This is a genomic window from Shewanella sp. P1-14-1, assembly GCF_001401775.1.
Taxonomy (GTDB): domain Bacteria; phylum Pseudomonadota; class Gammaproteobacteria; order Enterobacterales; family Shewanellaceae; genus Shewanella; species Shewanella japonica.
Genome location: NZ_LKTL01000007.1, coordinates 15763 through 41473 on the forward strand (window position 1 = coordinate 15763; position 25711 = coordinate 41473).

18 protein-coding genes and 1 tRNA gene are annotated in these 25711 nt (G+C 39.5%); 12 read left to right on the top strand and 7 right to left on the bottom strand.

Translation table 11 applies throughout. The annotated features are described in order from the left end of the window. Nucleotides 1-310 precede the first annotated feature (310 nt). Nucleotides 311-2974 (bottom strand): type I DNA topoisomerase, encoded by a 2664-nt coding sequence (gene topA / locus AN944_RS06550; RefSeq protein WP_055023806.1) that lies wholly within the window; start codon nucleotides 2972-2974, stop codon nucleotides 311-313. Between the two features lie 343 nt (nucleotides 2975-3317). On the opposite strand from topA, the gene astB reads away from it, so the two are divergent. Beyond that, nucleotides 3318-4652 (top strand): N-succinylarginine dihydrolase, encoded by a 1335-nt coding sequence (gene astB, locus AN944_RS06555; RefSeq protein ID WP_055023807.1) that lies wholly within the window; start codon nucleotides 3318-3320, stop codon nucleotides 4650-4652. A gap of 66 nt (nucleotides 4653-4718) precedes the next feature. Here the strand turns inward: astB and AN944_RS06560 are convergent, their stop codons facing one another. After that, complete coding sequence (locus tag AN944_RS06560; RefSeq protein ID WP_235530863.1) at nucleotides 4719-7625, bottom strand: hypothetical protein; 2907 nt, start codon at nucleotides 7623-7625, stop codon at nucleotides 4719-4721. A gap of 234 nt (nucleotides 7626-7859) precedes the next feature. Here AN944_RS06560 and AN944_RS06565 point away from each other — a divergent pair, with 234 nt between their 5' ends. The 4 genes from AN944_RS06565 to AN944_RS06580 all read left to right on the top strand — a co-directional run bounded on the left by AN944_RS06565 (nucleotide 7860) and on the right by AN944_RS06580 (nucleotide 12366). Beyond that, nucleotides 7860-9164, top strand: coding sequence for a dicarboxylate/amino acid:cation symporter (locus AN944_RS06565; RefSeq protein ID WP_282098390.1), 1305 nt, complete (start codon nucleotides 7860-7862; stop codon nucleotides 9162-9164). Between the two features lie 325 nt (nucleotides 9165-9489). Beyond that, entirely contained in the window at nucleotides 9490-10212 is a 723-nt protein-coding gene (locus AN944_RS06570) for a LysE family translocator (RefSeq protein ID WP_055023809.1), read from the top strand. Nucleotides 10213-10348: 136 nt separating this feature from the next. Then, entirely contained in the window at nucleotides 10349-11023 is a 675-nt protein-coding gene (locus tag AN944_RS06575) for a response regulator (RefSeq protein WP_055023810.1), read from the top strand. Next, nucleotides 11014-12366, top strand: coding sequence for an ATP-binding protein (locus AN944_RS06580; protein WP_055023811.1), 1353 nt, complete (start codon nucleotides 11014-11016; stop codon nucleotides 12364-12366). Before AN944_RS06575 ends, AN944_RS06580 begins: the two co-directional genes overlap by 10 nt. A gap of 9 nt (nucleotides 12367-12375) precedes the next feature. Here AN944_RS06580 and AN944_RS06585 read toward each other — a convergent pair whose 3' ends face one another. Continuing rightward, the gene (locus AN944_RS06585) at nucleotides 12376-13077 is read right to left on the bottom strand and encodes a 2OG-Fe(II) oxygenase (protein WP_055023812.1); all 702 of its coding nucleotides are present in this window, start codon (nucleotides 13075-13077) and stop codon (nucleotides 12376-12378) included. 128 nt (nucleotides 13078-13205) lie between these two features. Here AN944_RS06585 and AN944_RS06590 point away from each other — a divergent pair, with 128 nt between their 5' ends. Continuing rightward, the gene (locus AN944_RS06590; RefSeq protein ID WP_055023813.1) at nucleotides 13206-14462 is read left to right on the top strand and encodes a DUF3391 domain-containing protein; all 1257 of its coding nucleotides are present in this window, start codon (nucleotides 13206-13208) and stop codon (nucleotides 14460-14462) included. Between the two features lie 106 nt (nucleotides 14463-14568). On the opposite strand, the gene corA is transcribed toward AN944_RS06590, so the two are convergent. Beyond that, entirely contained in the window at nucleotides 14569-15516 is a 948-nt protein-coding gene (gene corA / locus AN944_RS06595; protein ID WP_055023814.1) for a magnesium/cobalt transporter CorA, read from the bottom strand. A 201-nt stretch (nucleotides 15517-15717) separates the two neighbouring features. Further along, nucleotides 15718-16746, bottom strand: a complete 1029-nt coding sequence (gene yejK / locus AN944_RS06600) for a nucleoid-associated protein YejK (RefSeq protein ID WP_055023815.1) — start codon at nucleotides 16744-16746, stop codon at nucleotides 15718-15720. Nucleotides 16747-17022: 276 nt separating this feature from the next. On the opposite strand from yejK, the gene AN944_RS06605 reads away from it, so the two are divergent. The 4 genes from AN944_RS06605 (at nucleotide 17023) to AN944_RS06620 (ending at nucleotide 19932) form a co-directional block, all read left to right on the top strand. Further along, nucleotides 17023-17241: a YejL family protein gene (locus AN944_RS06605; protein ID WP_055023816.1), complete on the top strand. Its 219-nt coding sequence runs from the start codon at nucleotides 17023-17025 to the stop codon at nucleotides 17239-17241. Nucleotides 17242-17330: 89 nt separating this feature from the next. Next, nucleotides 17331-19133, top strand: coding sequence for a DUF3413 domain-containing protein (locus tag AN944_RS06610; protein ID WP_055023817.1), 1803 nt, complete (start codon nucleotides 17331-17333; stop codon nucleotides 19131-19133). A 157-nt stretch (nucleotides 19134-19290) separates the two neighbouring features. Further along, nucleotides 19291-19367: transfer RNA gene (locus AN944_RS06615), tRNA-Pro, on the top strand. Nucleotides 19368-19584: 217 nt separating this feature from the next. Further along, complete coding sequence (locus AN944_RS06620) at nucleotides 19585-19932, top strand: hypothetical protein (protein WP_055023818.1); 348 nt, start codon at nucleotides 19585-19587, stop codon at nucleotides 19930-19932. Between the two features lie 208 nt (nucleotides 19933-20140). Here the strand turns inward: AN944_RS06620 and msrQ are convergent, their stop codons facing one another. Next, the gene (msrQ, locus tag AN944_RS06625) at nucleotides 20141-20746 is read right to left on the bottom strand and encodes a protein-methionine-sulfoxide reductase heme-binding subunit MsrQ (protein ID WP_055023819.1); all 606 of its coding nucleotides are present in this window, start codon (nucleotides 20744-20746) and stop codon (nucleotides 20141-20143) included. Further along, nucleotides 20743-21777, bottom strand: coding sequence for a protein-methionine-sulfoxide reductase catalytic subunit MsrP (msrP, locus tag AN944_RS06630; RefSeq protein ID WP_055023820.1), 1035 nt, complete (start codon nucleotides 21775-21777; stop codon nucleotides 20743-20745). Before msrP ends, msrQ begins: the two co-directional genes overlap by 4 nt. A gap of 211 nt (nucleotides 21778-21988) precedes the next feature. Here msrP and rmuC point away from each other — a divergent pair, with 211 nt between their 5' ends. Both rmuC and AN944_RS06640 read left to right on the top strand, forming a co-directional pair. Beyond that, nucleotides 21989-23467, top strand: a complete 1479-nt coding sequence (gene rmuC, locus AN944_RS06635) for a DNA recombination protein RmuC (protein WP_055023821.1) — start codon at nucleotides 21989-21991, stop codon at nucleotides 23465-23467. A 274-nt stretch (nucleotides 23468-23741) separates the two neighbouring features. Further along, nucleotides 23742-25682: a transglycosylase SLT domain-containing protein gene (locus tag AN944_RS06640; protein WP_055023822.1), complete on the top strand. Its 1941-nt coding sequence runs from the start codon at nucleotides 23742-23744 to the stop codon at nucleotides 25680-25682. Nucleotides 25683-25711: the final 29 nt, after the last annotated feature.

The following is a 25711-nucleotide window of genomic DNA, read 5'->3' on the forward strand; positions in this document are numbered from 1 at the left end:
AAGCCTCGCCAGGGGCTTTTTTTTATATCTGCGTGTTATTCACTACGTTAATATAGAGTGACTCACAACATACCCTTTTACCAAGCCTGCCTCCCTCTCATGTAAAACTAACCCTAGTTGACTTAAAAGCTATGGAATAACTGATTTTCTAGGCTCTAATATCCTCCTAAGCGGGAACAAATCTCCTCGATCTAAGGTATTCATTTAATATTTAACCATAAGCTGTGGTTGCTGCTCACAAAAAAAATGGAACCCGAAGGTTCCATTTATATAAAAGTGATTGAAACAAGCTTAGCGATTAACGCCTTAGCTATGAAGCTTTTTTCTTGACTGCTTTTTTAGCTGGCTTTTTCTTGGTAGATTCACTCACCCACTTGCCACCGATAAACTTAGATGTCCATCCAGTCGCTTTGCCATCCACTTCAGTAGCAACGTATTGCTCTTTCGTTTTGCGGCTAAACTTAACAGCAGCTTTATTACCGTCATCATCAGTGACTGGCGCATCAGCCAAAAACTGATATTTAGGCCAAAGTTGTTCACGATAGCGAACCAACTCTTCAACTAATGGCGCACGTGTTTCCCGAGATTTAGGGAAAGTACTTGCCGCAAGGAAAATACCAGCAGCACCATCACGTAAAACAAAGTGCGCATCTGATTTAGTACATTTTAAATCAGGTAAGAAGATAGGGTCTTCTTTTGGTGGCGCCGCTTCACCACTTTTCAGCAGTTTACGGGTATTCTTACACTCGGTATTTGTACAACCAAAATACTTACCAAATCGGCCGTTTTTAAGTTCCATATCATTGCCGCATTTATCGCACTCAATGATCGGCCCTTCATAGCCTTTAATTTTGAATTGTCCCGCTTCGATTTCATAACCGTCACACGTTGGGTTATTACCACAGACATGCAATTTACGGCCTTCGTCAATTAAATAGCTGTCCATCGCTGTGCCACATTTACCACAGCGATGTTTAGCGCGTAATGCATCCGTTTCAGCATCTTCATTATCGCTAACGGCTTCTTCACCAGGTGTTAAATTCATGGTGGTTTTACAGCGCTCTTTTGGCGGTAAAGCATAGCCTGAACAACCTAGGAATACACCTGTTGTACCAGTGCGAATTCCCATAGGGCGACCACAAGTTGGACACTTAATATCTTCAGCAAGTACCATCTCATTAAGGCGCATACCGCCTTCTTCAGGATCGAGTTCAGCTTGTTTAAGCTGTTTAGTTAATTCAGCATAAAACCCATCAAGCACTTTTTTCCACTCTAACTTACCTTGGGCAACATCATCGAGCGTTTGCTCCATGCTGGCGGTAAAATCAAAGTTCATGATGTCACTGAAGCTTTCGACTAAACGGTCGCTAACAATTTCACCCATTTTTTCAGCAAAGAAGCGACGGTTTTCAACTTTAACGTAACCACGATCTTGAATGGTAGAAATAATCGTCGCATAAGTCGATGGACGACCAATGCCTCGTTTTTCAAGTTCTTTTACTAATGATGCTTCACTAAAGCGTGCAGGCGGCTTTGTGAAGTGTTGTTTAGGCAATAAGTCCTTAAGATCTAATACATCCCCTTTAGCAACTACTGGTAACGTATTATCTTCTTCGTTCTTTTTACCCATTGGCGGTTGCACTTTTGTCCAACCATCAAATCTCAATGTACGACCACTGGCTTTTAATTCGTAATCACCCGCAGTGACCGTTAAACGAGTTGCATCATATTTAGCTGGAGTCATCTGACATGCTACAAATTGGCGCCAAATAAGCTCATAAAGACGCTGAGCGTCTCTTTCCATATCTGTTAAGGATGCAGACTGAACTATCACATTAGACGGTCTGATAGCCTCATGAGCCTCTTGAGCGCCTTCTTTACTACCATAACGAATAGGTTGTTCAGGTAAATACTTGTTGCCGTAATCATTGGCAATCATATCTCGTACACCATCAACCGCTTCTTTACTCAAGTTCGTTGAGTCGGTACGCATATAAGTAATATGACCAGCTTCATATAATCGCTGTGCCATCATCATGGTCTTTTTAACACCAAAACCAAGACGAGTACTCGCGGCTTGCTGTAATGTCGACGTTATATACGGCGCAGATGGTTTGCTTGACGTGGCTTTGTCATCACGACCAGTAACAACAAACTTAGCACCTTTTAGCGCATCCAAAGCAACTTGCGCTTGCGCTTCATTGATTGGACTAAAAGCGGCCGACTGGAATTTAGCCACTTGCATTTTAAGCTTCTGAGCTTGAGATGTCGCTAAATCCGCATGTACATCCCAAAACTCTTCAGGAACAAATGCTTTAATCTCGCCTTCACGTTCAACGACTAATCGAACAGCTACCGATTGAACTCGACCAGCTGACAAACCACGAGCCACTTTTTTCCAAAGTAGCGGGGAGACCATAAAGCCTACAACACGATCGAGGAAACGACGTGCTTGTTGGGCATTAACCATATTGGTGTCAAGAGCAGAAGGTTCACTGAATGCATCTTGAATCGCTGATTTAGTAATCTCGTTAAAAACAACACGTTGGTAACGAGACTCATCGCCACCAATGATTTCTTGTAAGTGCCATGCAATCGCCTCTCCCTCTCTATCTAAATCGGTTGCGAGATAGATATGGTCAGCTTTTTCTGCAAGGGCTTTTAATTCTTTAACGACTTTTTCTTTGCCAGGCAAAATTTGATATTTGGCGTCCCAGCCTTTTTCAGGGTTAATCCCCATACGAGCCACTAGCGCACGTTTATCACGTTGCTGCTTATATTTGGCTTTTTCTTCAGGCGACATTTTCCTGACTTCAGCTGGCGTTTTGGTTGCCACTTTGCTGTCAGGCGATGATGATGTAGGCAAATCACGGATGTGACCTACACTCGATTTAACGATAAATTCTTTACCAAGGTATTTATTAATAGTCTTGGCTTTGGCCGGCGATTCGACAATAACTAGCGATTTACCCATAGTTTTATTTGCGCCAAAAAGTCTCTGATAGATATAAATTGGTTCCATATATAGAGTGTTGAGACGAATGTTTCAAGTAAATAACTCTAATATGTGTCCAGCGAGCCATTTTTTAATCAATTATAAAAAAGGAGAAAAAATAATATTGCGTTAATAAAAAGTAATATTTCATTATTTAGGGTCTAGCAAGTAAAACTTGTGCATGTTTAGTCACTTTTTCATTTTTTGAGACAATTGTCACTGCTTGTTAACCCCTATTTCATCAGTATACTGGCAATATTCTTGCTGTAGCTATCAGCAAATCACGCGATAATTACAATAATAAATATTTTAAGGATAATAAATGAAGCACTACGAAGCGAACTTTGACGGACTAGTCGGCCCAACGCACAACTATGCAGGTTTATCTTTTGGTAATGTAGCCTCTTATAGTAACGCAGCGCAAGCATCAGATCCTAAGGCAGCGGCAAAACAAGGCTTATTAAAAGCTAAATCATTAGCTGATTTAGGTATGGTGCAAGGTGTTTTAGCACCTCAAGAACGTCCTGATATCTATTCGCTTCGACGCATGGGATTCTCTGGCTCTGATGCAGAAGTGCTAAATCAAGCAGCTAAGCAAGCACCTGCATTACTCAACGCATGTTGCAGTGCATCTTCTATGTGGACAGCAAACGCCGCAACAGTTTCACCTAGTGCCGATACCCGAGACGGTAAAGTGCATTTCACTCCAGCAAATCTCGTTGATAAGCTTCATCGCAGCATTGAACCTGTTACAACAGGTAATATTCTAAAAGCAACTTTTAAAGATGAACGTTTTTTTAAGCATCATCAACATTTACCTGAGCACGCAAGCTTCGGTGACGAAGGAGCTGCAAACCATACTCGTCTGTGTAATGATTACGGTCATTCAGGGGTTGAGTTATTTGTATACGGCCAAGAGTCAACCAATCCTAATGCGGTAAAACCGATTAAATTCCCAGCAAGACAAACACTTGAGGCATCACAAGCTGTAGCTCGCCTGCATCAACTAGATGAAGAAAGTTGTGTTTTCATGCAGCAAAACCCTCACGTTATTGACCAAGGTGTTTTTCATAATGATGTGATTTCAGTAGGCAACCAAAATGTTCTTTTTTACCATGAACAAGCATTTTTAAATACTGATGTTAAGTTTGATGAAATACGTAAAAAAATGAATACTGATGTTCATTTCGTAAAAGTTTCAACTGAACAAGTATCTATAAATGATGCCGTAAAAAGTTATTTATTTAACACGCAAATTATTACCTTACCAAATGGCGAAATGGCAATTATTGCCCCAACCAATTGCCAAGAAAACCCAGCTGTGCACGCGTATTTAAATGAGTTAGTCACCTTAGGAACCCCAATTAAGCAGGTCCAATATTATGATGTGAAGCAAAGCATGCAAAATGGCGGTGGACCAGCATGTTTAAGATTACGCGTAGCAATGAGTGAATTAGAAATATCTGCCGTCAATCAAAACACATTAATGAACGATGCATTATTTAATAAGTTAAATAACTGGGTTGAGAAACATTATCGTGACCGTCTAGAAGTTAAAGACTTAGCTGACCCACAGCTTATTATTGAATCTCGTACCGCATTAGATGAATTAACACAGATATTAAAACTTGGCAGTGTTTATCAGTTCCAAAAATAATTCATAGTTTGAATTATGTCATAAAAAATGCCGCTCAATGAGCGGCATTTTTTTAACTAGTGCTTGCTAAATAATATTGATTGGTATCGAGATAACCTCAGTAACAGTTCCTAAAGGTGTTTCAACTGTAACGCTGAATGTTCCGTTATTAGGCTCATCTTCACCTTTTAATGATACAGAGAACGAACGGCCACCATTATAGTTAGAGCTAGGCCAAGTATATTCGGTCGTACTTGTTACGGAACCAGCTGAAGCAGCAAACTTGACTGTTGAACCTGCTGGAAGCTGCTGGTTATGGATGTCTGACAAAGTAAAGTGAACACTTGCTGCACCTTTTCCTATTATTTGAATAGGGAAGCTAACTAATGAACCATCAGCATCATAATAAGCAGATACATGTTCTCTGATAACTTTAATAGGATTACCATCTTCGTCTTCACCCATTATTTCGTCTTCAATTTCGACTTCAGTAGGCAAAGTAGCGATAGCTTCACTGCCAGACATAACAATCACTATACTGCGTCTAACAAAAAGAGACTTAGAGTTACTGACACCATCTGCACAGCCGGCATGAACAGGATCTGAACATAATACGCCATTATATAAGCCATCAGCCGTATCAAAAAGAGTATTAACATTGAAGTCAATCAACTCTTCAAGCGCACCACCATCAAGGCCTTTCATTGCATCTTCAGCCTGTGGATTAAATACGGTATCTTCATTGTAATCATTAAATGCATCATCTAAATCAAATTTTTCACCAGTTACATCTGTACCAGTTAAAAACTCATTCATTTCGTCAGCATCAAAGCGACCATTACCATTTAAATCAGGAAAAGACTCTTCGCCAATAGCGGTAGCGGTAATTGTTGCGCGGCCGCCATAAGGTTGACCATAATAGTTTCCGTAAACAATATTGTCTTCTTCACAAGTCGCATCTTCTGACTTATCTGTCAATTTATAACACTTTAACTTTGCTTGAGGACTACGTATCTGTTCTCCCAAAGCATTAAAGAAACTATTTCCTTCAGGCCTTGGCAGCTGTGATGTCCAAGTTACTGAACAAGCTCCGTTTATAGTCTGACAAGCATCTTCTATTGAACCACCTTCCGTAGTAAATGAAACCGTCGTTCCATCTGGCACTGGGTTGTTAAAAGCATCTGCCATACGAGCTGTCACTTCTACTTCAGTTCCTTCATGATTCCAACCTTCTGCATTACGAATAGTTGAAGATAATGAAAAACTGTCTTGATCTGGTATCCCTGTTGAGATAATCAGTTGCTTAGACTGACTTGAAATAGCTGGAACAGCCCCGTTATCAACTGTAGCTGTTACACGAACAGAAGTAGATACTGTACCTGTAGTTACAACAGTCTGCACAATGCCTTCATTATTTGTAGTTGCAGTTATTGGGTCAATCGATATTCCACCCACAACAGTATTTAAAGAGAAATCTACTGCCTGGTTGGCAACGACATTACTGTTTTTGTCTAATACTTGGAATTTAACAACTGAAGACTCAATACCGCCAGTTCCAAGAATACCGATATTTTCAGGTTCTGCCGAAACGAATACGATACTACCAATATCCGATTGAAGAACATTAATCGTCGCAACAGCAGATAAGCTTATACCGCCTGCATTTGCGGTTACATTAATTTGATCTTCACCTACACAGCCTTGCGCAAGATATGTTGACGTCGCCATACCGTTAGAGGAAGAAACTGGTGTACTTAATTGTGCTTGAGCAGGATTACTTGTAGCGCAAGTCGATGAAAAGTTAACATCAATAGGTTGATTAAAAGGATTTCCATCTTCATCTTGAATAAGAACACTAACTGTTGCTGTTCCACCTGCAGATAAATCAGTAGTACTAACTTCTGCAACACCTTCTTCAAATGGCGAGCCACTACCCATTTCTACATTTGTCGCACCGACAACAACGATGACTTCACCTTTTTCACCTGATGCTAAAGATGCAGTTACAGTACCTGCTCCCAATGAGCTTCCTGCATAAATGTCTACAGATGCTTTACCTTCTTCATTAGTGACAGCAGATGTAATTGGTAAATCGCCTATTTCAGAAGAAAAAGAAACAATTGTCGGCTTATTAATACCTGTTACAGTTGCCACTAATACACCAGGAACTAGAGTACTAATAGTATCGACTTCATCACCATTAGAATTAAATAACTGTAAGGTAACTAAAGCACCACCTCCTGCTTCACCACCGTCACCTACCATGGTAAATGCAGCATTATCAGTCTCACCTGATTCAATTGTCGCAGATACTGAGCCCGAACCAGCAATCTCAGCTGAAAACAACTTAATTGTAGCAATACCATCAGCATTAGTAACAGCTGTAGCTGTTGTTACATCAAAGCTACCTAAATTTGCGTCGTTCAATGCAAATGTAACTAATTCACCCTCGAGTGCACCAGTTAGTGAATTTGAAACTAACGCAGTTAAAGTCGACCCTTCAATAGCTGAAATAACATTAGTAGACAAAGACAATTCAACAGTCGTGACATTTGCTCCTCCACCACCATTACCATCCCCTTTCATCGTTATCGCTAACGCATTAGAGTCCCCATCTGCTGTAGAAGCAACGACACTACCCGATCCTGCAATATTTGCTGAAAAAATGGAGATAGTAGCAACACCATCAGAGTTAGTTACAGCTGTCGCTGTTTCGTTACTAAATGTCCCTAAGTCTGTATTGTTTAATACAAAGCTGACCAATGTCCCAGAGACTGCGCCTTGAGTTGAACTTGTCACGGTTGCAGTTAAAACTGCACCAGTTGTTGCATCAACTTCAGCTCCATCTGCCACAGATGATGTTAATTCTACACTGATGACTTCAACAGGATCTGTTCCCCCGCCTCCATCATCTGAAATACTTCCCCCACCACTACAAGCAAAAAGAAAAATCGAACTTAAAAGCGCTAAAAATAGTCTTTGTGCTGACCTCATTGTCAGTCTCCCTGTTACATTAAAATCGTACTTATGATTTATAATAGTTACTTACCGGTCGATATTACATAAAAATATCGTAACTTTCTTGTTACTCTAATGTTTTCTTCGGCATTTTTCCTTAAAAACTTTAACTTTTATGCCGTTTCATATGATTTATTTTCCTGCTACGCTTTAAAAGATAAAAAATAATAATCATCAAAAAATTGATGATAAAGATTGAAGGAAGTGGTTTTGAATAAAAATAGTAAGCTTGGTTTAACAAGCAAAATACTTATCGGTATGGGTGCGGGTATTCTTCTCGGATTAATTTTGAGAAATTTATTTCCTGAAAGCTTATTCGTTAAGGATTATATTACCGAAGGCATTTTACATGTCGTTGGTACGATATTTATCTCCAGTTTAAAAATGTTAGTCGTCCCATTAGTGTTTGTATCACTAGTATGCGGAACCAGTTCATTGAGCGACCCCTCCAAACTGGGTCGTTTAGGTGGTAAAACTATCGCTTTTTATATGTTCACTACCGCTATTGCGCTGACAGTCGCTATAACGTTAGCCATTATTATCCACCCAGGTAATGCGTCCCTTGCATCCTCAGCAATGGAATTTAGCGCAAAAGATGCACCTAGCCTGTCTGAAGTTGTCATCAACATTGTGCCAACTAACCCAATTGAAGCCATGAGCCAAGGTAACATGCTGCAAATCATTATTTTTGCCGTTATCTTTGGTTTCGCAATTTCACATATTGGCGAACGTGGCGCTCGAGTATCAGCGTTATTTAATGACTTAAACGAAGTGATTATGCGCGTGGTAACTTTAATCATGCAGCTTGCGCCTTATGGTGTCTTTGCCCTCATGGCGAAATTAAGTCTGACCTTAGGATTAGAAACCTTAGGCAGTGTTGTTCAATATTTCTTCTTAGTAATATTTGTACTGCTGGTTCAAGCATTAGTCGTTTACCCGACCTTATTAAAAACATTTACTGGTCTTAATCCGTTTATGTTTTTACGCAAGATGCGTGACGTGCAATTATTTGCATTCAGTACTGCAAGTTCCAATGCAACGCTACCTGTTACCATCGAAACCTGTGAACACCGTTTAGGCGCTGATAATAAAGTCGCTTCATTTACCTTGCCTTTGGGTGCAACCATCAACATGGATGGCACCGCGATTATGCAAGGTGTTGCGACGGTGTTTATTGCACAGGTATTTGGTATCGAATTAAGCTTAATGGATTATGTCACTGTGGTTGTAACGGCAACCTTAGCGTCTATTGGTACTGCTGGTGTTCCTGGTGTTGGTTTAATTATGCTTGCGATGGTACTGAACCAAGTTGGCTTACCAGTTGAAGGCATCGCGTTAATTATTGGTGTTGACCGTTTACTCGACATGATAAGAACTGCGGTAAACGTAACAGGTGATTCCGTAGCGACTGTAGTCATAGCGAAATCTGAAGGCGAATTCAGCGAAGAAACTTTCAATGATTCTCAAGCAGGTAAAGTTGGCTCTAGTTTTGAAGATCAAGTTAAAAACGCTTAATGAGTAATTTACTTTTGCTTTGACTTCATACAAAGTAAGCTTAATTTTGCATACGAAAGGGTGCCTTAAAGGCGCCCTTTTTATTATTTAAAATAGAAACAAAACAATCAATACCAAATAACTCATATTTGACTCATATTTGACTCATATTTGACTCATATTTGACTCATATTTGACTCGTATATGACTCGTATATGACTCGTATAAGGCTCATATAATAGACACCTTGCCTTTTTTATCGTTAATCTATGACCATATAAACTGTTTTCAGATAAAAATGCGTTCATATAAAACTTGGTTTAACAAATACTCAAATGGAATTTAAATGGATTTTGCTCTTCTATCGACTCTCGCTGTTATACACAGCCTAGCTCTTATTAGCCCTGGACCAGACTTTGCTATCATAGTCAAAACAGCGACACAGCAACCACGACGTATTGCATTAATGTGTGCCTTTGGTATTAGCCTCGCCATACTAATACATAGTCTACTTTCACTATTAGGTATCAGCTTAATGATCCGTCAATCTGAGTTTGCCTATTTTGCAGTGCAAATTATTGGAGCCTGTTACCTTGCATGGATGGGATTTGGTGCTTTATCTTCTGCATTATCATCATTCAAAAAAAACACTAAAAACGAAGAACAAAATTTCAGTGAACCATCATCTTTTGAGCATAAAACCCAAGACAAAGCCGCCAATCAACCTAATAATAACGATTTAGAACATTTAACATTTTCATCAGCTAAAGGATTCAAAATTGGGCTTTATACAAATTTGCTTAACCCTAAGGCTTTGATCTTTTTCATCACAATCTTTACTGTTCTAGTCACACCACAGGTTACACTAGCTACAAAAGTAGCTTCGGCAAGTCTATTATTCACGCTTTCCCTTTGTTGGTTTAGTTTTCTTGCTATCATTCTTACAAAACCGCAGATACAACATAAAATGGCTAAAGGCAGCCTGCTCATTGATGCTATAACAGGCATTATATTTATGGGTGTCTCAATCACTATTTTAACGAATTTAATCAATCAACTTATTGTCTGATAAACAATTACAGATTACAGTCAGTTAAGGTTAAGTATCGTCGGGCTAAGATGCCACTATGCCTATCGCGTTGTACTTTTCTTAAGCGATCATTTAATGCAAAGAAATATTACGATTTCACCAAAGAGTATTTGTTATGAGAATTTTGGTAATAGAAGATGACCCAATTTTATCCCACCACTTAAATGTGCAATTATCTGAATTAGGTAATCAAGTACAAGTGGCACTGACTGCGAAAGAAGGGTTTTATCAAGCAACCAATTACCCTATTGATATCGCTATTGTTGATTTAGGCCTGCCTGATAAAGACGGTATGACACTCATATCTGATATCCGTAATGCCGATGTTAAAGCGCCTATTCTTATTCTAACGGCCCGAGTTAACTGGCAAGATAAGGTTGAAGGATTAAATGCAGGTGCAGATGATTACCTAGTCAAACCATTCCAAAAAGAAGAGTTAGTTGCTCGACTTGACGCCTTGGTAAGACGAAGCGCAGGGTTTGTAAAACCGACCATAAGTAGTGGGCCACTACAATTAGATTTAGCGGCAAAACAAGTCACGCTAAATGCTGAGGTTATGGAAGTTACTGCATTTGAATATTTAATTCTTGAATACCTCATGCGTCACTGCCATGAAGTTGTAGCCAAGCAACGTTTACTTGATGTCGTTTACGGTGACAAAGAAGGCGACCCGAATACCATTGAAGTCATGGTCAGCCGTATTCGAAAAAAACTTAATAAAGGCGGTATGGATAACCCAATCGCTACCATCCGCGGTCAAGGATATAAATTTAACCTACCATGCAGCTAAGGTTTAAGCCCAAAAAACGCCTTCTCACGAGGATGTTTATTACCTCGTTAACTATCATCGCACTGGTAGGCTTTGGCCTTGCATGGTCAGTAACCATTCTTCATGCGCAAAACAGTTACAATAAAGAAACGGCTCAGCTTATCGCTGAAATGCCGCAAATTGCAGCTGAGCTGCGTGAACACGACCTTATTCCAGCCAATAATAATTGGTTAATGGAAAACAATAAGCAAAAACGCTATATGATGGCCAGCTGTAGTCAAGACTTTGCAGACGTATGGACGTCATCGCTCGCTACCGATGCTGGGTTAACCAATATATGTGAACGATTTGAATCTATTGTCGACTCCAATCCCCCTTACTTTCTAAACATGTCAGATAATCGTTCCTACTTTGCCTATTTACTGCCCGTTGAACTCAATCAAACCCAATACAATATGGTGGTATTAAAAGAAGCTGACACCGTAGAGAACGACTTTAAACGTTTTAAAAAGTTGACTTATTTGCGTCTTGGCGTCGTCATGTTACTTGCATTTATATTACTGATTAGTGCAGCCTATTGGGGAATGCGCCCACTGACGAGGCTCAAAAGTGAATTACAAGCTATTGGTGACGGCAACAAAAAATCACTGTCAGATGGTTACCCACAAGAATTAGAAGGGGTAACTCAAGCATTAAACCAACTATTATCGCAATCGAGTGCGCAACAAGAGCGTTACCAGAATGCCATGAATGACTTAGCCCATAGTTTAAAAACGCGCCTTGCCGCTGTTCATGCAATAACTGATGACGCGACGTTGTCAAAATCAGATGCCAGTGAAAAAATCATGCAGCAAGTGGGGCAGATGGATCAGTTGGTAAAATATCAATTGAAACGTGCTTTAGTCGGTCGTCAAGGGCTCGTTCAAGAACAAACACCGGTTCAACCAATGGTTGAACAGTTGTCGCAAATGTTGTTCAAGATTTATAAAGAAAAAAACGTCAAATTTAGCAGTCACATCGATTCTGAAATTAACTTTCCTATTAATAAAGGGGATTTAATGGAACTGTGTGGCAACCTAATGGAAAATGCATTCAGGCTTTGTATTAGTGAAGTTATTGTTACTGCGACAATTGATAGTGAGGGGCATTCAATCCTTTGTGTTGAAGATGATGGACCTGGCGTTGATGAATCATTAAAAGCACGCATCATTCAACGAGGAGTGCGCGCCGATACCCAATCACCAGGTCAAGGCATCGGTTTAGCTGTGTGTAACGAAATTGTCAGTAGTTACCATGGTCTATTATCAATCACCGAAAGTGAGCTTGAAGGGGCTAAATTTACTATCAAAATCCCCCCTCAATAACAATAAACACTATTTAGTGTTTAATGGTGCATAGAGCTGCTCTGCCCGATTAAACATAATCCAAGAGGTGGCGATATATTTATCACCACTGATTGGCTTATTACCTTTATGGGTGTGCGTGAAACCCGCTGGGGCAATAACCATGGTCCCTTTTTTAGGTTTAATGCTTTTCTGTTGGTAAAAAAACTCCGTCTCTCCACCCTCTTCCACATCGTTTAAATAAAACATATAAAGTAGTACTCGATGTAAAGCTTCATGTGAACCAGATTGCGGAAAATGCTCAGAATGCCAATGAGGGTAGCCCCCTAGCCCCATAGGATATTTTTGCAAATTTACATTGCCACTTCGATACAAATACTTGGTTAGCGCTTCTGCTCGAGGCGCACCTAAAGCATCGAAATTGTTGGGTTGTAAAGTCACTGCTTGACCATGCTCATCAGCGACAGCTACTGACACCGCTCCCATTAACGCCATCGAATATTGAGTAAAGTATGAAGCCGCATGCTTAAGCGTTAATTGTAAAATTTCATTTCTTAGCGGCGCTAAATCAGCATGAATGTCTAAGGTTAAATCAAAACTATGTTTTTTAGCCTTATCAACACCTTGACCAGTTTTACCTTCAATGACTCCTGGGTGCTGTTCAAAAGCGGCAATCAATCGATCGCATAAATCTTCATCTAACGCATTTGGTATGACTTCAATAAAATCCATATTAAATAAGCACTTTTTATATCTGTTTGGTAATATGCTGCCATGGAAACTGTCGATTAGCAAAAGGGATGAGTACAGATGGTTAGCTACATAATAACAAAAATAAATTTAGGTACCTGTTTTAACCTATGAAAAACACAGTAAAAGTTTCAATCGATGAAATCCAAGTCGGCAATTTTATTTGCTTGCCTGTATCTTGGAAGGATCACCCATTTCTATTTAGTCGTTTCAAGGTTAAAAGTCAGTCTCAAATCGATTTAATTAAAAGTTTAGGTATCGAAACCGTTTTATTCGTGCCCACTAAAAGCGACACTGAGTTACGTGATAAACCCGCTAAAGATGCAAAAGAAGTACTTACAGATACTGCTTCTCTCGATAAGCTCAAGCTTGAAATGGATCAGTACAAACATGATCAAATTGAAACCCAAAAGAAGCTTAGAAGAGGACTTAAAAAGACTGAGCAACAGTTTGACCGTTCATTATCAATTATGCGCTCTAGTATCTCAAAACTCGGTAGTCGACCATTAAACGCTGTCAACGATGCTAAAGACATGGTGAGCTCGATGACCACTATGCTGCTTAATTCTGATGATTTAGTGTTACATCTTATGGGTGATGTCAAACCTGGCGATTTAATATATCACCATTCACTGAATGTCTCAGTGCTTTGCATGATGTTAGCAAAAAGCTTGAATTGGTCACGAGAAGAGATTGAGCAAATTGGCTTAGGTGCCCTATTTCATGATATTGGCAAACTTAAAATTCCTAGCAATGTACTGAATAAACAAGCTCCTTTAAATAAACCGGAACAAAACCTTATAAAGCAGCACCCTTTAATGAGTCTCAACTTCCTTAAAATTGCCGATACTTTTCCTGAAGAAGCTAAACCCATGATAGCCAATCATCATGAGTTTCTAGACGGTTCTGGCTACCCCAAAGGACTTAAAGGAGATGAGTTAGATAAATACTCCCAACTTATCACGGTAGTCAATGAGTATGATGATTTGTGTAACGGCACTAAGACTACAAAAGCGAAAACGCCTTATGCTTCTTTAGGTTATATTTATAAAAACTATAAAGATAAGCTCAATCAAGAATATGTCGGCACCTTAATCAAAACCATTGGTATTTACCCACCTGGTAGTGTTGTAGAGCTTTCAAGCGGTCAATTTGGCATGGTGATGTCTGTAAATATAAATAAGATTTTATACCCTCAAATCATGCTATACGACGCACTCGTTCCAAAAGAACAAGCACCAATCATTGACTTAGAACGCGAAGAAATCAGTATTGCACGATGTTTGCCGATATCAGCATTACCCGAAAATATTCTAAAATATTTAAGCCCAAGAGAGCGCATAAGCTATGGTATTGGCCAAGGGTAATCCTTATTAAAACAAGCATAAAAATCTATTTAACAGATACAAAAAAGCCATTAATAACTTAACGTTACTAATGGCTTTTAATATTAACAAAGGACTTAAATAGGTTTTATAACCAGCCTTTTCGCTTGAAGAATAAATATGTACCACCGGCACTAGCTAACATCAATCCTATCGCCATTGGGTAACCAAAACGCCAATCTAACTCTGGCATATTAACAAAGTTCATTCCGTAACTACTTGCAATTACCGTTGGTGGTAAAAACACCACGGCGGCAACCGAGAATATTTTAATAATCTTGGTTTGCTGAATGCCACTGAAGCCCATGGCTGCGTCGAGCAAAAAATTCAACTTATCAAAGATGAATTGGCTATGAGGCATTAACGACTCAATATCCGACAACATCTCACGAATATCCTTGATATTTTCTTCAGATAAATGATCGCGGTAGTAACGTTGGATATATCGTAATGAACGCTGAGTATCCAGCAAACTTAGACGGATTTTACCGTTTGAGTCTTCTTGCAGCGTGATCATTTTGAATACTTCATCTAACTCTTCATCATCAAACACTTTTTCGCTTACATCATCAAGAACAGAGTAAACGTCTTCAATTAAATCAGACAAGTAATCCACTTTTAGATGAAACAGCTCTAGCATTAAGCCTTGAGGCGTGGTGGCATCCAAACGGCCAAGACGTAAATAGTTGCGTAATAAACGGATCAAACCGACATCATCTTCACGAATAGTCAGTAAGAAATCCTTTCTCAAGTTAAACGATACGTTAATCGCTCGCACATCCGAGCCAACACGTTGCGGGAATAACGAATTAATATGCAATCCATCTTTACTTTGGAAAAAACGAGCCGAGGCTTCAATTTCGTTGATGTCTTCTTCGTCGGGAACTTCCTCGACCGAAAACCGACTCAACCATTCCCTTTCATCATCATTGGGTTTGAACATGTCTAACCATAATGTTTGTTCGGGTATACTGTCTTGAACATTCAGTTCGTGAACAGTTAACTTGCGATTTTTATAAACATAGGCAGTAATCATGTATCCCCCACATAGTTATATTTTCATAACTATCAATATTAGGTTTAAATTTGTCGGCTAGTGTACTTAAATAAATTCAAATTTAAATCTTTAAATGTATTTATGCCTAAATTAGCTCTTATATGTACCGAAATCGTTAAATGCATATAATAAATGCAAAAAAAAACGCCCATATGGGCGCTTTAATTGAATATTGTTTCTTTATTCACCTTTAAGGCGGCGATCTAACTGATCTTTCAAGTTAGCAGGAACACCCTTAATAAGAATGGTGTCAGAAATAGGATCGTAGATAACTCTCTCACCTAAATGGCCGCCATCAAAGCTCAATGTAACGCCACCACCAGTACCCGAAAACTTCTTTAAGGTGCGTAAACTGGCTTTATCGGCAGGAAACTCCTCATCTAACTCGTAAGCGCCGCCACAAGCAAAATCGTAAAACGAATCCATACCAGAATCGGCCAATTCATCAGCCAAATCTTTTACTTCGATATCAGCGCCTTCATCGGCACGCTCACTGCAGTAATCAAACACTTTATCACGACATTGTTGACGCTCATCTTTAGTCAATTCACTACTGGCGACAAAGTCTTCAACTGCGTGCATTAATGTTTTATTCTGCGCCTTAGTATTCACGCCTTCAACACAGCCCATGAAATCCAAGAAAAAGTCTGCCACTTTACGGCCCGCACGACCACGTACAAACGAAATATATTTACGTGAATCTTTATCTGCTTGCCATTCTGTTAAATCAATTCGAGCTGCCAACTGAACATTCGTTAAATCAAGATGGTTGTTTTGCGATAGTTCCATATCATCTAACACCGTCATTGACGATTTTGCGTTTAACAATGCCACGAATAAATAATCACTTGTCATGCTGGTATAGCAAGACATCAACAAAAAGCCGCCTTGACTAAAGTCATATTTCGCAAGTTCTTCCTGAAGTAACTTACTTGCAGCACTACTAAACTCAACAAATCCTAGTTCGCCGCTTCGATATTCATTTAATGCGTCAGAAAAAGCAGGGTTGGCTTCACCATCTTCACCGTGTGTGCCAAAAAAGCCAAAGCCTTTACCAGCTTTACCCGTATAGGTTTGATGCAACTCTTCTAGCATCGCTTCTACAGCACTGCTATTTAGTAGAGGTTGTGGTCTTAAACGACAACTGAGTTGACCCTGACTGTCTTGGGAAATTTCGTGGATAATTGCTTGTTCGATATTGATGCTCATAAGCCCTAACTGAATCTGTAATATATGGAAGCGAAATAGCGCTGAATATCATAACAGACACGTTAAAAAAGTCTCAAAAAATATTACGAAAAATGCCAATAGCTTCAAGTGCCAATTTTAGTTAACTCAACCGCTATATTTATTTCAATTTGTACTTAACAAGGCCATTAAATTGCTAAATTTCGACGCTATTTTCACCACAATAAACTACAGCAAGATAATATGAAATCCGATATAATAGGCGGCTAATTCATTACTTTTTGAACTTTTCTGATTATGGCTATCCAATCTAAATATACCAACACCCAAGTTGAAGCGTTAATTACTGAGTTATTAGCAGTACTCAACAAGCATCAAGCACCGACTGATTTAAGTCTGATGGTATTAGGTAATTGTGTTTCACATTTACTAGAGAACAAAGTACCTAGCGAATCTCGTCAACAGGTTGCTGAACAATTTGCAAAAGCATTGGCACAATCAGTAAAGGCTGACTAAGCCATATTAAAAGGTATTTTAATTTATCAAGGATATGTTAGCTTTGAAGCATATCTTTGATAAAGATAGGATTAGGAAAACAACTCCGCATGGTTGAGCGCAAAAAACAAATGACTCGCGATAAAGTATCGCGCCTCGTTAATTGGGGTCACTGGTTTGCCTTCTTTAATGGCTTTTTAGCTATGATAGTCGGTGCCCGTTACCTCAGTAGTGTGGGTTACCCTGAAACCTTTATTGGTTGGGGCTATCTTGCCGTTAGCACCATTGGTCACTTCAGTTTTTTAGCTTTCATTGTTTATGTAGTCTTTCTTTTTCCTGTCACGTTACTATTACCTTATTCTAAAATTTTACGAGGCTACGCCGCCCTCGTCGCGAGCCTAGGCTTATGTATCTTATTGTATGACACAATTGTCTATGACGATTATGGTATTCATCTAAGCCCCTTCGCATTTGATTTAGCTTGGACAGATCTGAATGCATTATTAAAAAGTACCTCCTATATAGTGACTCCCATCTCGATTATATTAATCGAGCTAACAGCAGCTAACTTCATATGGAAACGCATCGAAAAGCTGGAGAAGAAACAGCTTGGTAATAAAGCGATTGCTTTTGTCGGTATTTGCTTTATCAGTAGCCATTTAGTTCATATTTGGGCTGATGCATCTGACGTAACACAAATTACCCGTTTTGATGATACTTACCCTTTATCATACCCAGCTACTGCACGGTCATTCATGGAAAGCCATGGTATTGAAGGTACCAATATAGAAGATAATCGCTACCAAACTAAGTCACGTAAACTGAGTTACCCTGTTAAGCCATTACAATGTAAAACGCCATTAATCCAAGAGCAGCAATCTAATGTATTGATAGTCTCTGTCGATGGTTTACGTGCAGATATGGTGAATGAACAAACCATGCCGTTTCTGACGCAATATCAGACTGATAACAAACAATTCATTGACCATTTTAGTGGTGGGAATCAGTTTAAGACGGGAATTTTTTCAATACTGTATGGCCTTCAGGGCAACTATGGTGACAGAAAAGAGTTTTATCATACTGCACCTGTTATGACACAAACCCTTGCCAAAGCAGGTTATCAGCAAGCTATTTTCTTACCGCAAGATAATGCTAATCCGTTTATCGGGCGCGCTATTTTTGATGAGCTAACACCGTTTATCAACCATAGCGATGAAGGCAGTGCTAAAACAGATAGTAAAAATGTGGCCCAGTTCGTCAATTGGCAAGCATCGCAGCAGTCACATTGGTTTTCAATTGTGAACCTCACGGCTCCAAAACATTATGACACGCCTATTGGCTTTTTAGGTATCGAAACCGTTAAGCCTCACATAATGTTGAAACCTGCAGAAAAAGTACTTTATAACCAATACCGACAGTCATTGTATTTTATCGACCAGCAACTCAATCAACTAATTGATAGCGTTGATAAAGATACGGTCGTGATGATTACAGGTACCCATGGCCAAGTGTTTAGTAGTAATCCATCTGAGGTTAACCAGAATTTATCCCCTGGCAACGTAAAAGTACCTTTTGTTATGCATTGGCCAAAAGCCGCTGCAGACACAGTCACATACCGCACCAGTCATTACGGCATAGTGCCGACTATTATGAGCCAAATCTTACATTGTAATAATCCATCTACAGATTACAGTTCTGGCTACAGCTTATTGCAGCCAAGTGAACAAAGCTGGGTCTATATTGGAGATAGTCGTACATTTGCCATCTATCAAGATGCTGAAATCACCGTTTTAGATCGTCACGGTAAATATCAAATATATGATATTAATTATGACAAACGACTCAAGCGCAAGTTGAGCGCACCAGAGTTAATTCAAGTCATGCGTGAAGGCCGACGGCTATATAATCAATAACTCGTGATAAAAATACGCTATAAATTGAGTGATTAAGAGCTAACTTAACAAAAGGTTAATTGACTATATATCAGTCAATTAACCTTTTTTATTTAAAAATAAGTTGCGCCTAAAATGACGAGTTGTTAGTTTATTTAGGCATCAGAAGTAAAGTCATCGGGATATGGCCTAGTCCGGTAAGGCGCTTGTCTGGGGGACAAGAGATCACAGGTTCAAATCCTGTTATCCCGACCAATTCTTACACTTAATACCATTCATAGTAAATCTTCATATTAATAAAATATTGACGACCCACACGCTGTTTTTCTCGTTAGCTGTCACTAAGAAGATTGCTGTTTTTTGACCTGTATCACCTACGCTGCGATATTATGTGACCACTTCGACAGAACAACCTAAATTGATTGCGATATATTGCGTCAGCAACAATCAAAATAATTAGGAGAGCAGAACCATGTGGTGGCGAATTATATTCATTTCATTAGCGTATGTATTACTTGCAGCGCATTTTCTTCGATTTGGACAAATGCCACTTGCAATCACTTGCGTCATGCTACCTTGGTTATTATTGCTTAAGAACAATATTATTACCCGAGTCATTCAATTAGGCTTAATCGTAGCGACTGTGATGGTTTGGGGCGTATCAACTTACCAATATATTGATATGCGGATAACAATGCATGAACCTTGGCATACACTCGCCATTATCATGGGTTCAGTTATCGCCTTTAGCCTTTTTGCAAGTTACTGTTTCAATGGGCTGGTTAACCCACCCAGAGCCAAAAACTGTTTATTTCGCTAAAGTCTGAACAAGTCACATTCAAGCTTAATCTGACTATGATTATTTAAATAACCAGCTTGGCACAAAAGGGTTAAACTAAACCGCGCCTATAGCGCCAATAGCAAATAGGGTTTGCTATATAAAACAACACCGGCAATGTCGGTGTTGTATCTTTAAAAATCAATTGGCCACATTAGTTAATAAATCAACGCTTAAACCGGTGACATAACTAACGTTTTAACAGCCATTTTTTAATCTGACTTCTTCTTAGCCACAATAAAGCCGCAAAGAGAACGAAATAAATACTCGGCTCGATGATTTCTGATTTTACAGACCAATAGAAGTGTATTGGCGCTAAAATCGCGACAACATAAATCCAATTGTGTAATTGCTGCCAACCTTTTCCCATTTTACGTTTTATTGCTTGAAACGAGGTCAAAGCTAAAAGCGCTACAATAATCAACGCCACCGCGCCGACTAAAATATACGGCCTTTTAACCACTTCTTGTAACAAATAACCCCATGCAAAAAGTAAATCAAGGCTAATAAAAGCAGCAATATGTAAGCTCGCATATACAAAAACATACAAGCCAATTAATCGCCGAGTTTGCAGTAACACCCCTTGCTTCAAAAATTTAGCTAATGGTGAAACTACTAAGGTAATGATTAACGAATTAATTGCACCCATCCCAGTAAAATGGATGATGTATTGCACTGGATCGCCACCAGCATTGTCAGTCATAACTAATAAAACTAAATACACTATTGGAGATAAAAAGCTCACATGCAGTAAGCCTTTTATCCAAAATAGACCTTTAGGTGTTAACCGCTTCAATAGAACTTCCTTAAATCTAAATCTTTATATAAGTCAGCCACCTGTTCTGCGTAGCCATTAAACATTTGCGTCGGAATCCGTTTTGCAGAGAATAAACCGCCTTCACCAATGCTGCGCTCTGTCGCTTGTGACCATCTAGGGTGATCAACCTGTGGATTCACGTTGGCATAAAAGCCATATTCATGGGGTGCTAGTTGGTTCCAACTGGTAGGAGGCTGCTTATCTGTTACTCGAATTTTCACTACAGACTTAATGCTTTTAAACCCGTATTTCCAAGGTAGAACTAAACGAACTGGAGCACCATTTTGTGGCGGTAAAGTTTTTCCATATAAACCAACAGCAAGGAATGGTAACTCGTTCATTGCTTCTGCAATGGTTAAACCTTCTACATATGGGTAGTGGATCCCACCTCCCATTAGGCGATTTTTCTGACCGGGCATTTGAACTGGGTCAAATAAAGTTTCAAATGCAACATGCGTTGCCTTATTTGACACTCCAGCCATGGTCAATAGTTCAGCTAACGAAAAACCAACCCAAGGCACCACCATTGACCAAGCTTCTACACAACGAAGACGGTAAATGCGCTCTTCTAAATCAAACTTGGTCGTCAGGTCATTTAAGTCAAGTGTTAATGGTTTATCCACTAAACCTTCAATTCGCAGCTCCCAAGGATTGACCTGAAAACCTTGTGCATTTTCAAATGGGTCCTGTTTACTCGTGCCAAATTCATAGAAGTTGTTATGGCGAGTAATTTTATCTTCTGGCGTCAGTATGTCACTGATTTGAAATTGGCTTGGCTTGCTGTAATCAAGCCCTTGAACAGCAAAAGCAGGTTTATCTTCGCTGCCGAATAAGTCAAATAACCCAGCTTGAACCTGCCCAGGTAGACTTGCTCCTAACGCGCCTAAACCAAGTGCTTTTACAATGTTGCGTCTATCAGCAAATACCCGCTCTGGTGTTACTTGGTTTTCTTTTAATGCCCAACTTGGCGTGTTGGCAATGCCTTTTGTGAACCCTTTTTTTGCGACCATAACGCCTCCTAAAGCAAACCTATTCTACAAAGTCATTCTACTGTTAAACTATTAGACATGTTTATACGGCAATTAATTTCAAATAGTTTACAGTTTTTAAGCTATTGAGTTTATTAATTAAGCGCTTAAGTATGAAATCACTCGATGTTGGCTTGCGCCATGTGCACTGCCATGAGAATCTTAAGCATTCATTTTTAAGCTGGCCGTATTCATGACGCTTCCTACCTCTTTATCCATTGCTGAAATCATCGCCCTCTGTGCTGTCGCCTTTTTAGGGTTATTAATTGGTGCGCTACTTAACCAACGTTTGACCCGCCAACGATGGGAGCAACATCGAGACAAACTCCAAGCTGAAATGGCGCAGTTTGAATCTGATATAGCGATAAAACAGCAATTACTTCAACAACAAATCGACGACAAAGAACTCGCGCTGCATAGTGCTAGAGAAAAAGCAGAACTTTTAATTGCTCAACTTTCAAAACTTGAAGCCCAAGCTGAAAGGTTACCACTTCTAGAGCAGCAGCTTAGCGACGGCCAACGTAAGTTTATGGAGACTCAACTGGCTCTGTCTAAATCAAATGCGATGCAACAAAGCATCCAATCACAAGCTAACACTGAAAAAGCAGCGCTCAATGACAAAATAGCTTTACTAGAAAGTGCAGAAGAACGATTAAAGTTACAATTTGAAAACCTTGCTAACCGCATATTTGAAGAAAGAAGTGAAAACTTCAAACAACAGAATGTGACACAAATTGATGGGGTTTTAGGGCCGCTAAAACAACAGTTAGAAGGATTTAGGCAGCAAATCCGAGAGTCATTTACTCAAGAGCAAACTGAGCGAAGTGCCTTAAAGCACCAACTCGATCACCTCAAAGATCTTAACCTTAAAATGAGCCAAGACGCGATAAATTTAACTAAGGCTTTAAAAGGCGATAACAAGCAGCAAGGCAATTGGGGGGAAGTCATATTAGAGCGTGTTCTGCAAGAAAGTGGCTTACGTGAAGGACACGAGTACGACACTCAGCAAGACTTAAAAGATGATGGCGGAAAGCGATTTAAACCGGATGTTATCGTTCACCTGCCTGAACAAAAAGATGTCGTTATTGATGCAAAAATGTCATTAGTAGCCTATGAACGTTTCTTTAATAGCGAGGATGAATTAGTACAGCAACAGGCAATTAAAGAGCTTGCGCTATCAGTTCGCCAACATATAAAAGGTTTAAGTCAAAAGGATTACCACAAGCTGCATGGCTTAAAAAGCCTCGACTATGTGTTGATGTTTATTCCAATTGAGCCTGCGTTTTTACTGGCGTTAGAGTCAGATCCGAGTTTAGTCAGCTTTGCACTCGATCATAATATTATGCTGGTCAGCCCAACTAATTTACTCGTCGCACTTCGAACGATTAACAATATTTGGCGTTATGAATATCAGAATCAAAATGCCCAGGCTATCGCTTCGCAAGCCGCGAAAATATATGACAAATTATGTGGCTATGTAGAAGACATGGATAAACTTGGCCGCGCATTAGACACTGCAGATAAAACTTATCAGCAAGCCATGAGTAAGTTGTCACAAGGTAAAGGTAACCTAATTAGACAAGCTCACGTAATGCAAAAATTAGGTGTTGAAACCAGTAAAAACCTTGACCCGCAATTAATTAATAAAGCGTTAGATGAGTCAAAAGAGTAGCGAGTAATTGAATAAATGAGCAGCACTTTATAACAGCAGCTCACAGCGACTCAAAAGTGAATATTATCATGCAGGTTTATAATGATGAGCTAGTATTTAAAGGCTCATCATCGTTACTAATATAACCTTTAAGCATGATATAAAAGCCATGTACAAACATGCTCTAATATCCGATGAGTAGATGAAGTCATTGAGTAAGAAAAGTTTAATTAAAATACGTTCGTAACAATTGGTTTCGCAACAATGTCGTACTGGGACGGAGGTTCTCATTATTATGCGTAACAGTGTGTTTTTTTTAGTTAGTGTATTTATTTGTCTGTTAATGGCAGGGCTTAGCTTGCCGGTTTCGGCTGCAAAAACAACTTATACCACTGAGCAACAACTTTATCTTGATGCCCGTAAAGCACTCGATAAAAAACAAATGAAAACCTACCAGGCGCTGCGGAAAAAACTTGGTGAATATCCATTAAATGTCTATCTTGACTACCATGAAACTGGAAGTGACATCCTGTCGCTAAACGGCGAAGATGCCCATATCGCTATTGAGAAATATAAGAAAACGCCCCTCTATAACACCCTACGCTACCGTTATCTAAAAAATGCAGGGAAACGAAAGCAATGGCAGAATTTTTTAACCATTTCTCCAAACACGCCTAACGATATTGCATTGCAATGCTATTACTATCGAGCGCAACTTTCTCAAGGCAATAAAAAATCCGCCTTGGATGGTGCTGAGCGCATGTGGCTTTATGGCCGTTCACGACCAAAAGAGTGTGACGTCCTCTTTAGTGAATGGACTAAAGCAGGAAAACGGACTCAGGCATTAATTTGGTCAAGAATGCTATTGAGCTTCAACGAAAATCAATATGGTTTAACGCAATACCTTGCCAGAAAAATAACCAAAAACAAGAAAGAAGCTGACTTACTGATTTCAGTTTATCGAGATCCCAATAGCTTACGCTATACAAAAAAGTTTTCATCAAACTCACCTATCGTTGGTGATATTGTCAATGTAGGCCTTAGAAAGCTTGCTCGAAAAGATCTCAAGCAAGCCGTAAAACTGTATAACAAATATGATAAAGCTAATCGCTTTACTGCCATCAAGGGTCAGCAACTTAACCGATACATCGTAAGAAGAGCACTAATCCGTAAAGAGGCTGATTTACTTGAACACATTGATGCCAGTTTGCCCATATTAGATTCAGATGATCTATTCCAAATACGTTTACGATGGGCCATCAGTGAACAAGATAATGACAGCATAAAACGTTACCTTGCCTTACTCAGTGATGATGTGATTGATGACAGCCGTTGGCAATATTGGTCTGCCAGAATGGCATCTATTGATACAAACAACACCCCCAAAAAAAACACCACAATAGAACAACTCAGCAAAGCTCGTAATTTTTATGGTTTCCATGCGGCGCAATCAATCAACTCACCGCTTGCGATGAACGATGATAAGTTACAGTCCAATCCTAAGCTTGCCGCTAAAATCAATGATGACCCAGCAATGGCCAGAATAGTTGAACTCATTGCAATTGATAAAACCCGAGATGCTCGAAGTGAATGGGTAAGCATGTTACGACGACATGACAATGCCATGCGAGCTGAATATGGTTTATATGCCTTACAGCAAGGTTGGTTTGATTACAGTGTCGAGGCCAGTATTCAAGCGAAACAATGGAACAGCTTGCAACTTAGGTTCCCTAATGCAGCACAAGACTCATTTGAAAAAGCCAGTAAACTGTACCAAGTCGATATTGATGAGATACGTGCCATAGCCAGGCGTGAAAGTGCATTTTACCCTTATGCGACATCCGGTGTAGGAGCAAGAGGATTAATGCAACTCATGCCTGCAACTGCAAAAGAAACCGCTCGTAAAAACAAACTCAGTTTTAAGAACAAAATTCAGCTTTATCAAGTTGATTATAATGTGCAGTTAGGGAGTGCCTATTACAGCCAATTACTAAAACAGTTTGACCAAAATCGAGTACTAGCCACTGCCGCATACAATGCAGGACCGCATCGAGTGACTCGGTGGCTTAAAGAATCCAATGGGACGCTGGATGTTATGAGCTTTATTGAAACGATTCCATTTAAAGAAACTCGAGAGTATGTTCAGGCTGTTTTAAGTTACCGAATGATTTATCAGCATAATAAAAACATTAACGCCAGTATGTTTAGTGAACAAGAAATGGCATTTGCATACTAAATTACACTTTTTCAGTCTTAAAACTTGTT

What these genes read in the sequence shown, in the direction of transcription:
- topA (WP_055023806.1), bottom strand. Translation starts at nt 2,974, where the DNA reads ATGGGTAAATCGCTAGTTATTGTCGAATCGCCGGCCAAAGCCAAGACT.
- astB (WP_055023807.1), top strand. Translation starts at nt 3,318, where the DNA reads ATGAAGCACTACGAAGCGAACTTTGACGGACTAGTCGGCCCAACGCAC.
- AN944_RS06560 (WP_235530863.1), bottom strand. Translation starts at nt 7,625, where the DNA reads ATGAGGTCAGCACAAAGACTATTTTTAGCGCTTTTAAGTTCGATTTTT.
- AN944_RS06570 (WP_055023809.1), top strand. Translation starts at nt 9,490, where the DNA reads ATGGATTTTGCTCTTCTATCGACTCTCGCTGTTATACACAGCCTAGCT.
- AN944_RS06575 (WP_055023810.1), top strand. Translation starts at nt 10,349, where the DNA reads ATGAGAATTTTGGTAATAGAAGATGACCCAATTTTATCCCACCACTTA.
- AN944_RS06580 (WP_055023811.1), top strand. Translation starts at nt 11,014, where the DNA reads ATGCAGCTAAGGTTTAAGCCCAAAAAACGCCTTCTCACGAGGATGTTT.
- AN944_RS06585 (WP_055023812.1), bottom strand. Translation starts at nt 13,077, where the DNA reads ATGGATTTTATTGAAGTCATACCAAATGCGTTAGATGAAGATTTATGC.
- AN944_RS06590 (WP_055023813.1), top strand. Translation starts at nt 13,206, where the DNA reads ATGAAAAACACAGTAAAAGTTTCAATCGATGAAATCCAAGTCGGCAAT.
- corA (WP_055023814.1), bottom strand. Translation starts at nt 15,516, where the DNA reads ATGATTACTGCCTATGTTTATAAAAATCGCAAGTTAACTGTTCACGAA.
- yejK (WP_055023815.1), bottom strand. Translation starts at nt 16,746, where the DNA reads ATGAGCATCAATATCGAACAAGCAATTATCCACGAAATTTCCCAAGAC.
- AN944_RS06605 (WP_055023816.1), top strand. Translation starts at nt 17,023, where the DNA reads ATGGCTATCCAATCTAAATATACCAACACCCAAGTTGAAGCGTTAATT.
- AN944_RS06610 (WP_055023817.1), top strand. Translation starts at nt 17,331, where the DNA reads ATGGTTGAGCGCAAAAAACAAATGACTCGCGATAAAGTATCGCGCCTC.
- AN944_RS06620 (WP_055023818.1), top strand. Translation starts at nt 19,585, where the DNA reads ATGTGGTGGCGAATTATATTCATTTCATTAGCGTATGTATTACTTGCA.
- msrP (WP_055023820.1), bottom strand. Translation starts at nt 21,777, where the DNA reads ATGGTCGCAAAAAAAGGGTTCACAAAAGGCATTGCCAACACGCCAAGT.
- rmuC (WP_055023821.1), top strand. Translation starts at nt 21,989, where the DNA reads ATGACGCTTCCTACCTCTTTATCCATTGCTGAAATCATCGCCCTCTGT.
- AN944_RS06640 (WP_055023822.1), top strand. Translation starts at nt 23,742, where the DNA reads ATGCGTAACAGTGTGTTTTTTTTAGTTAGTGTATTTATTTGTCTGTTA.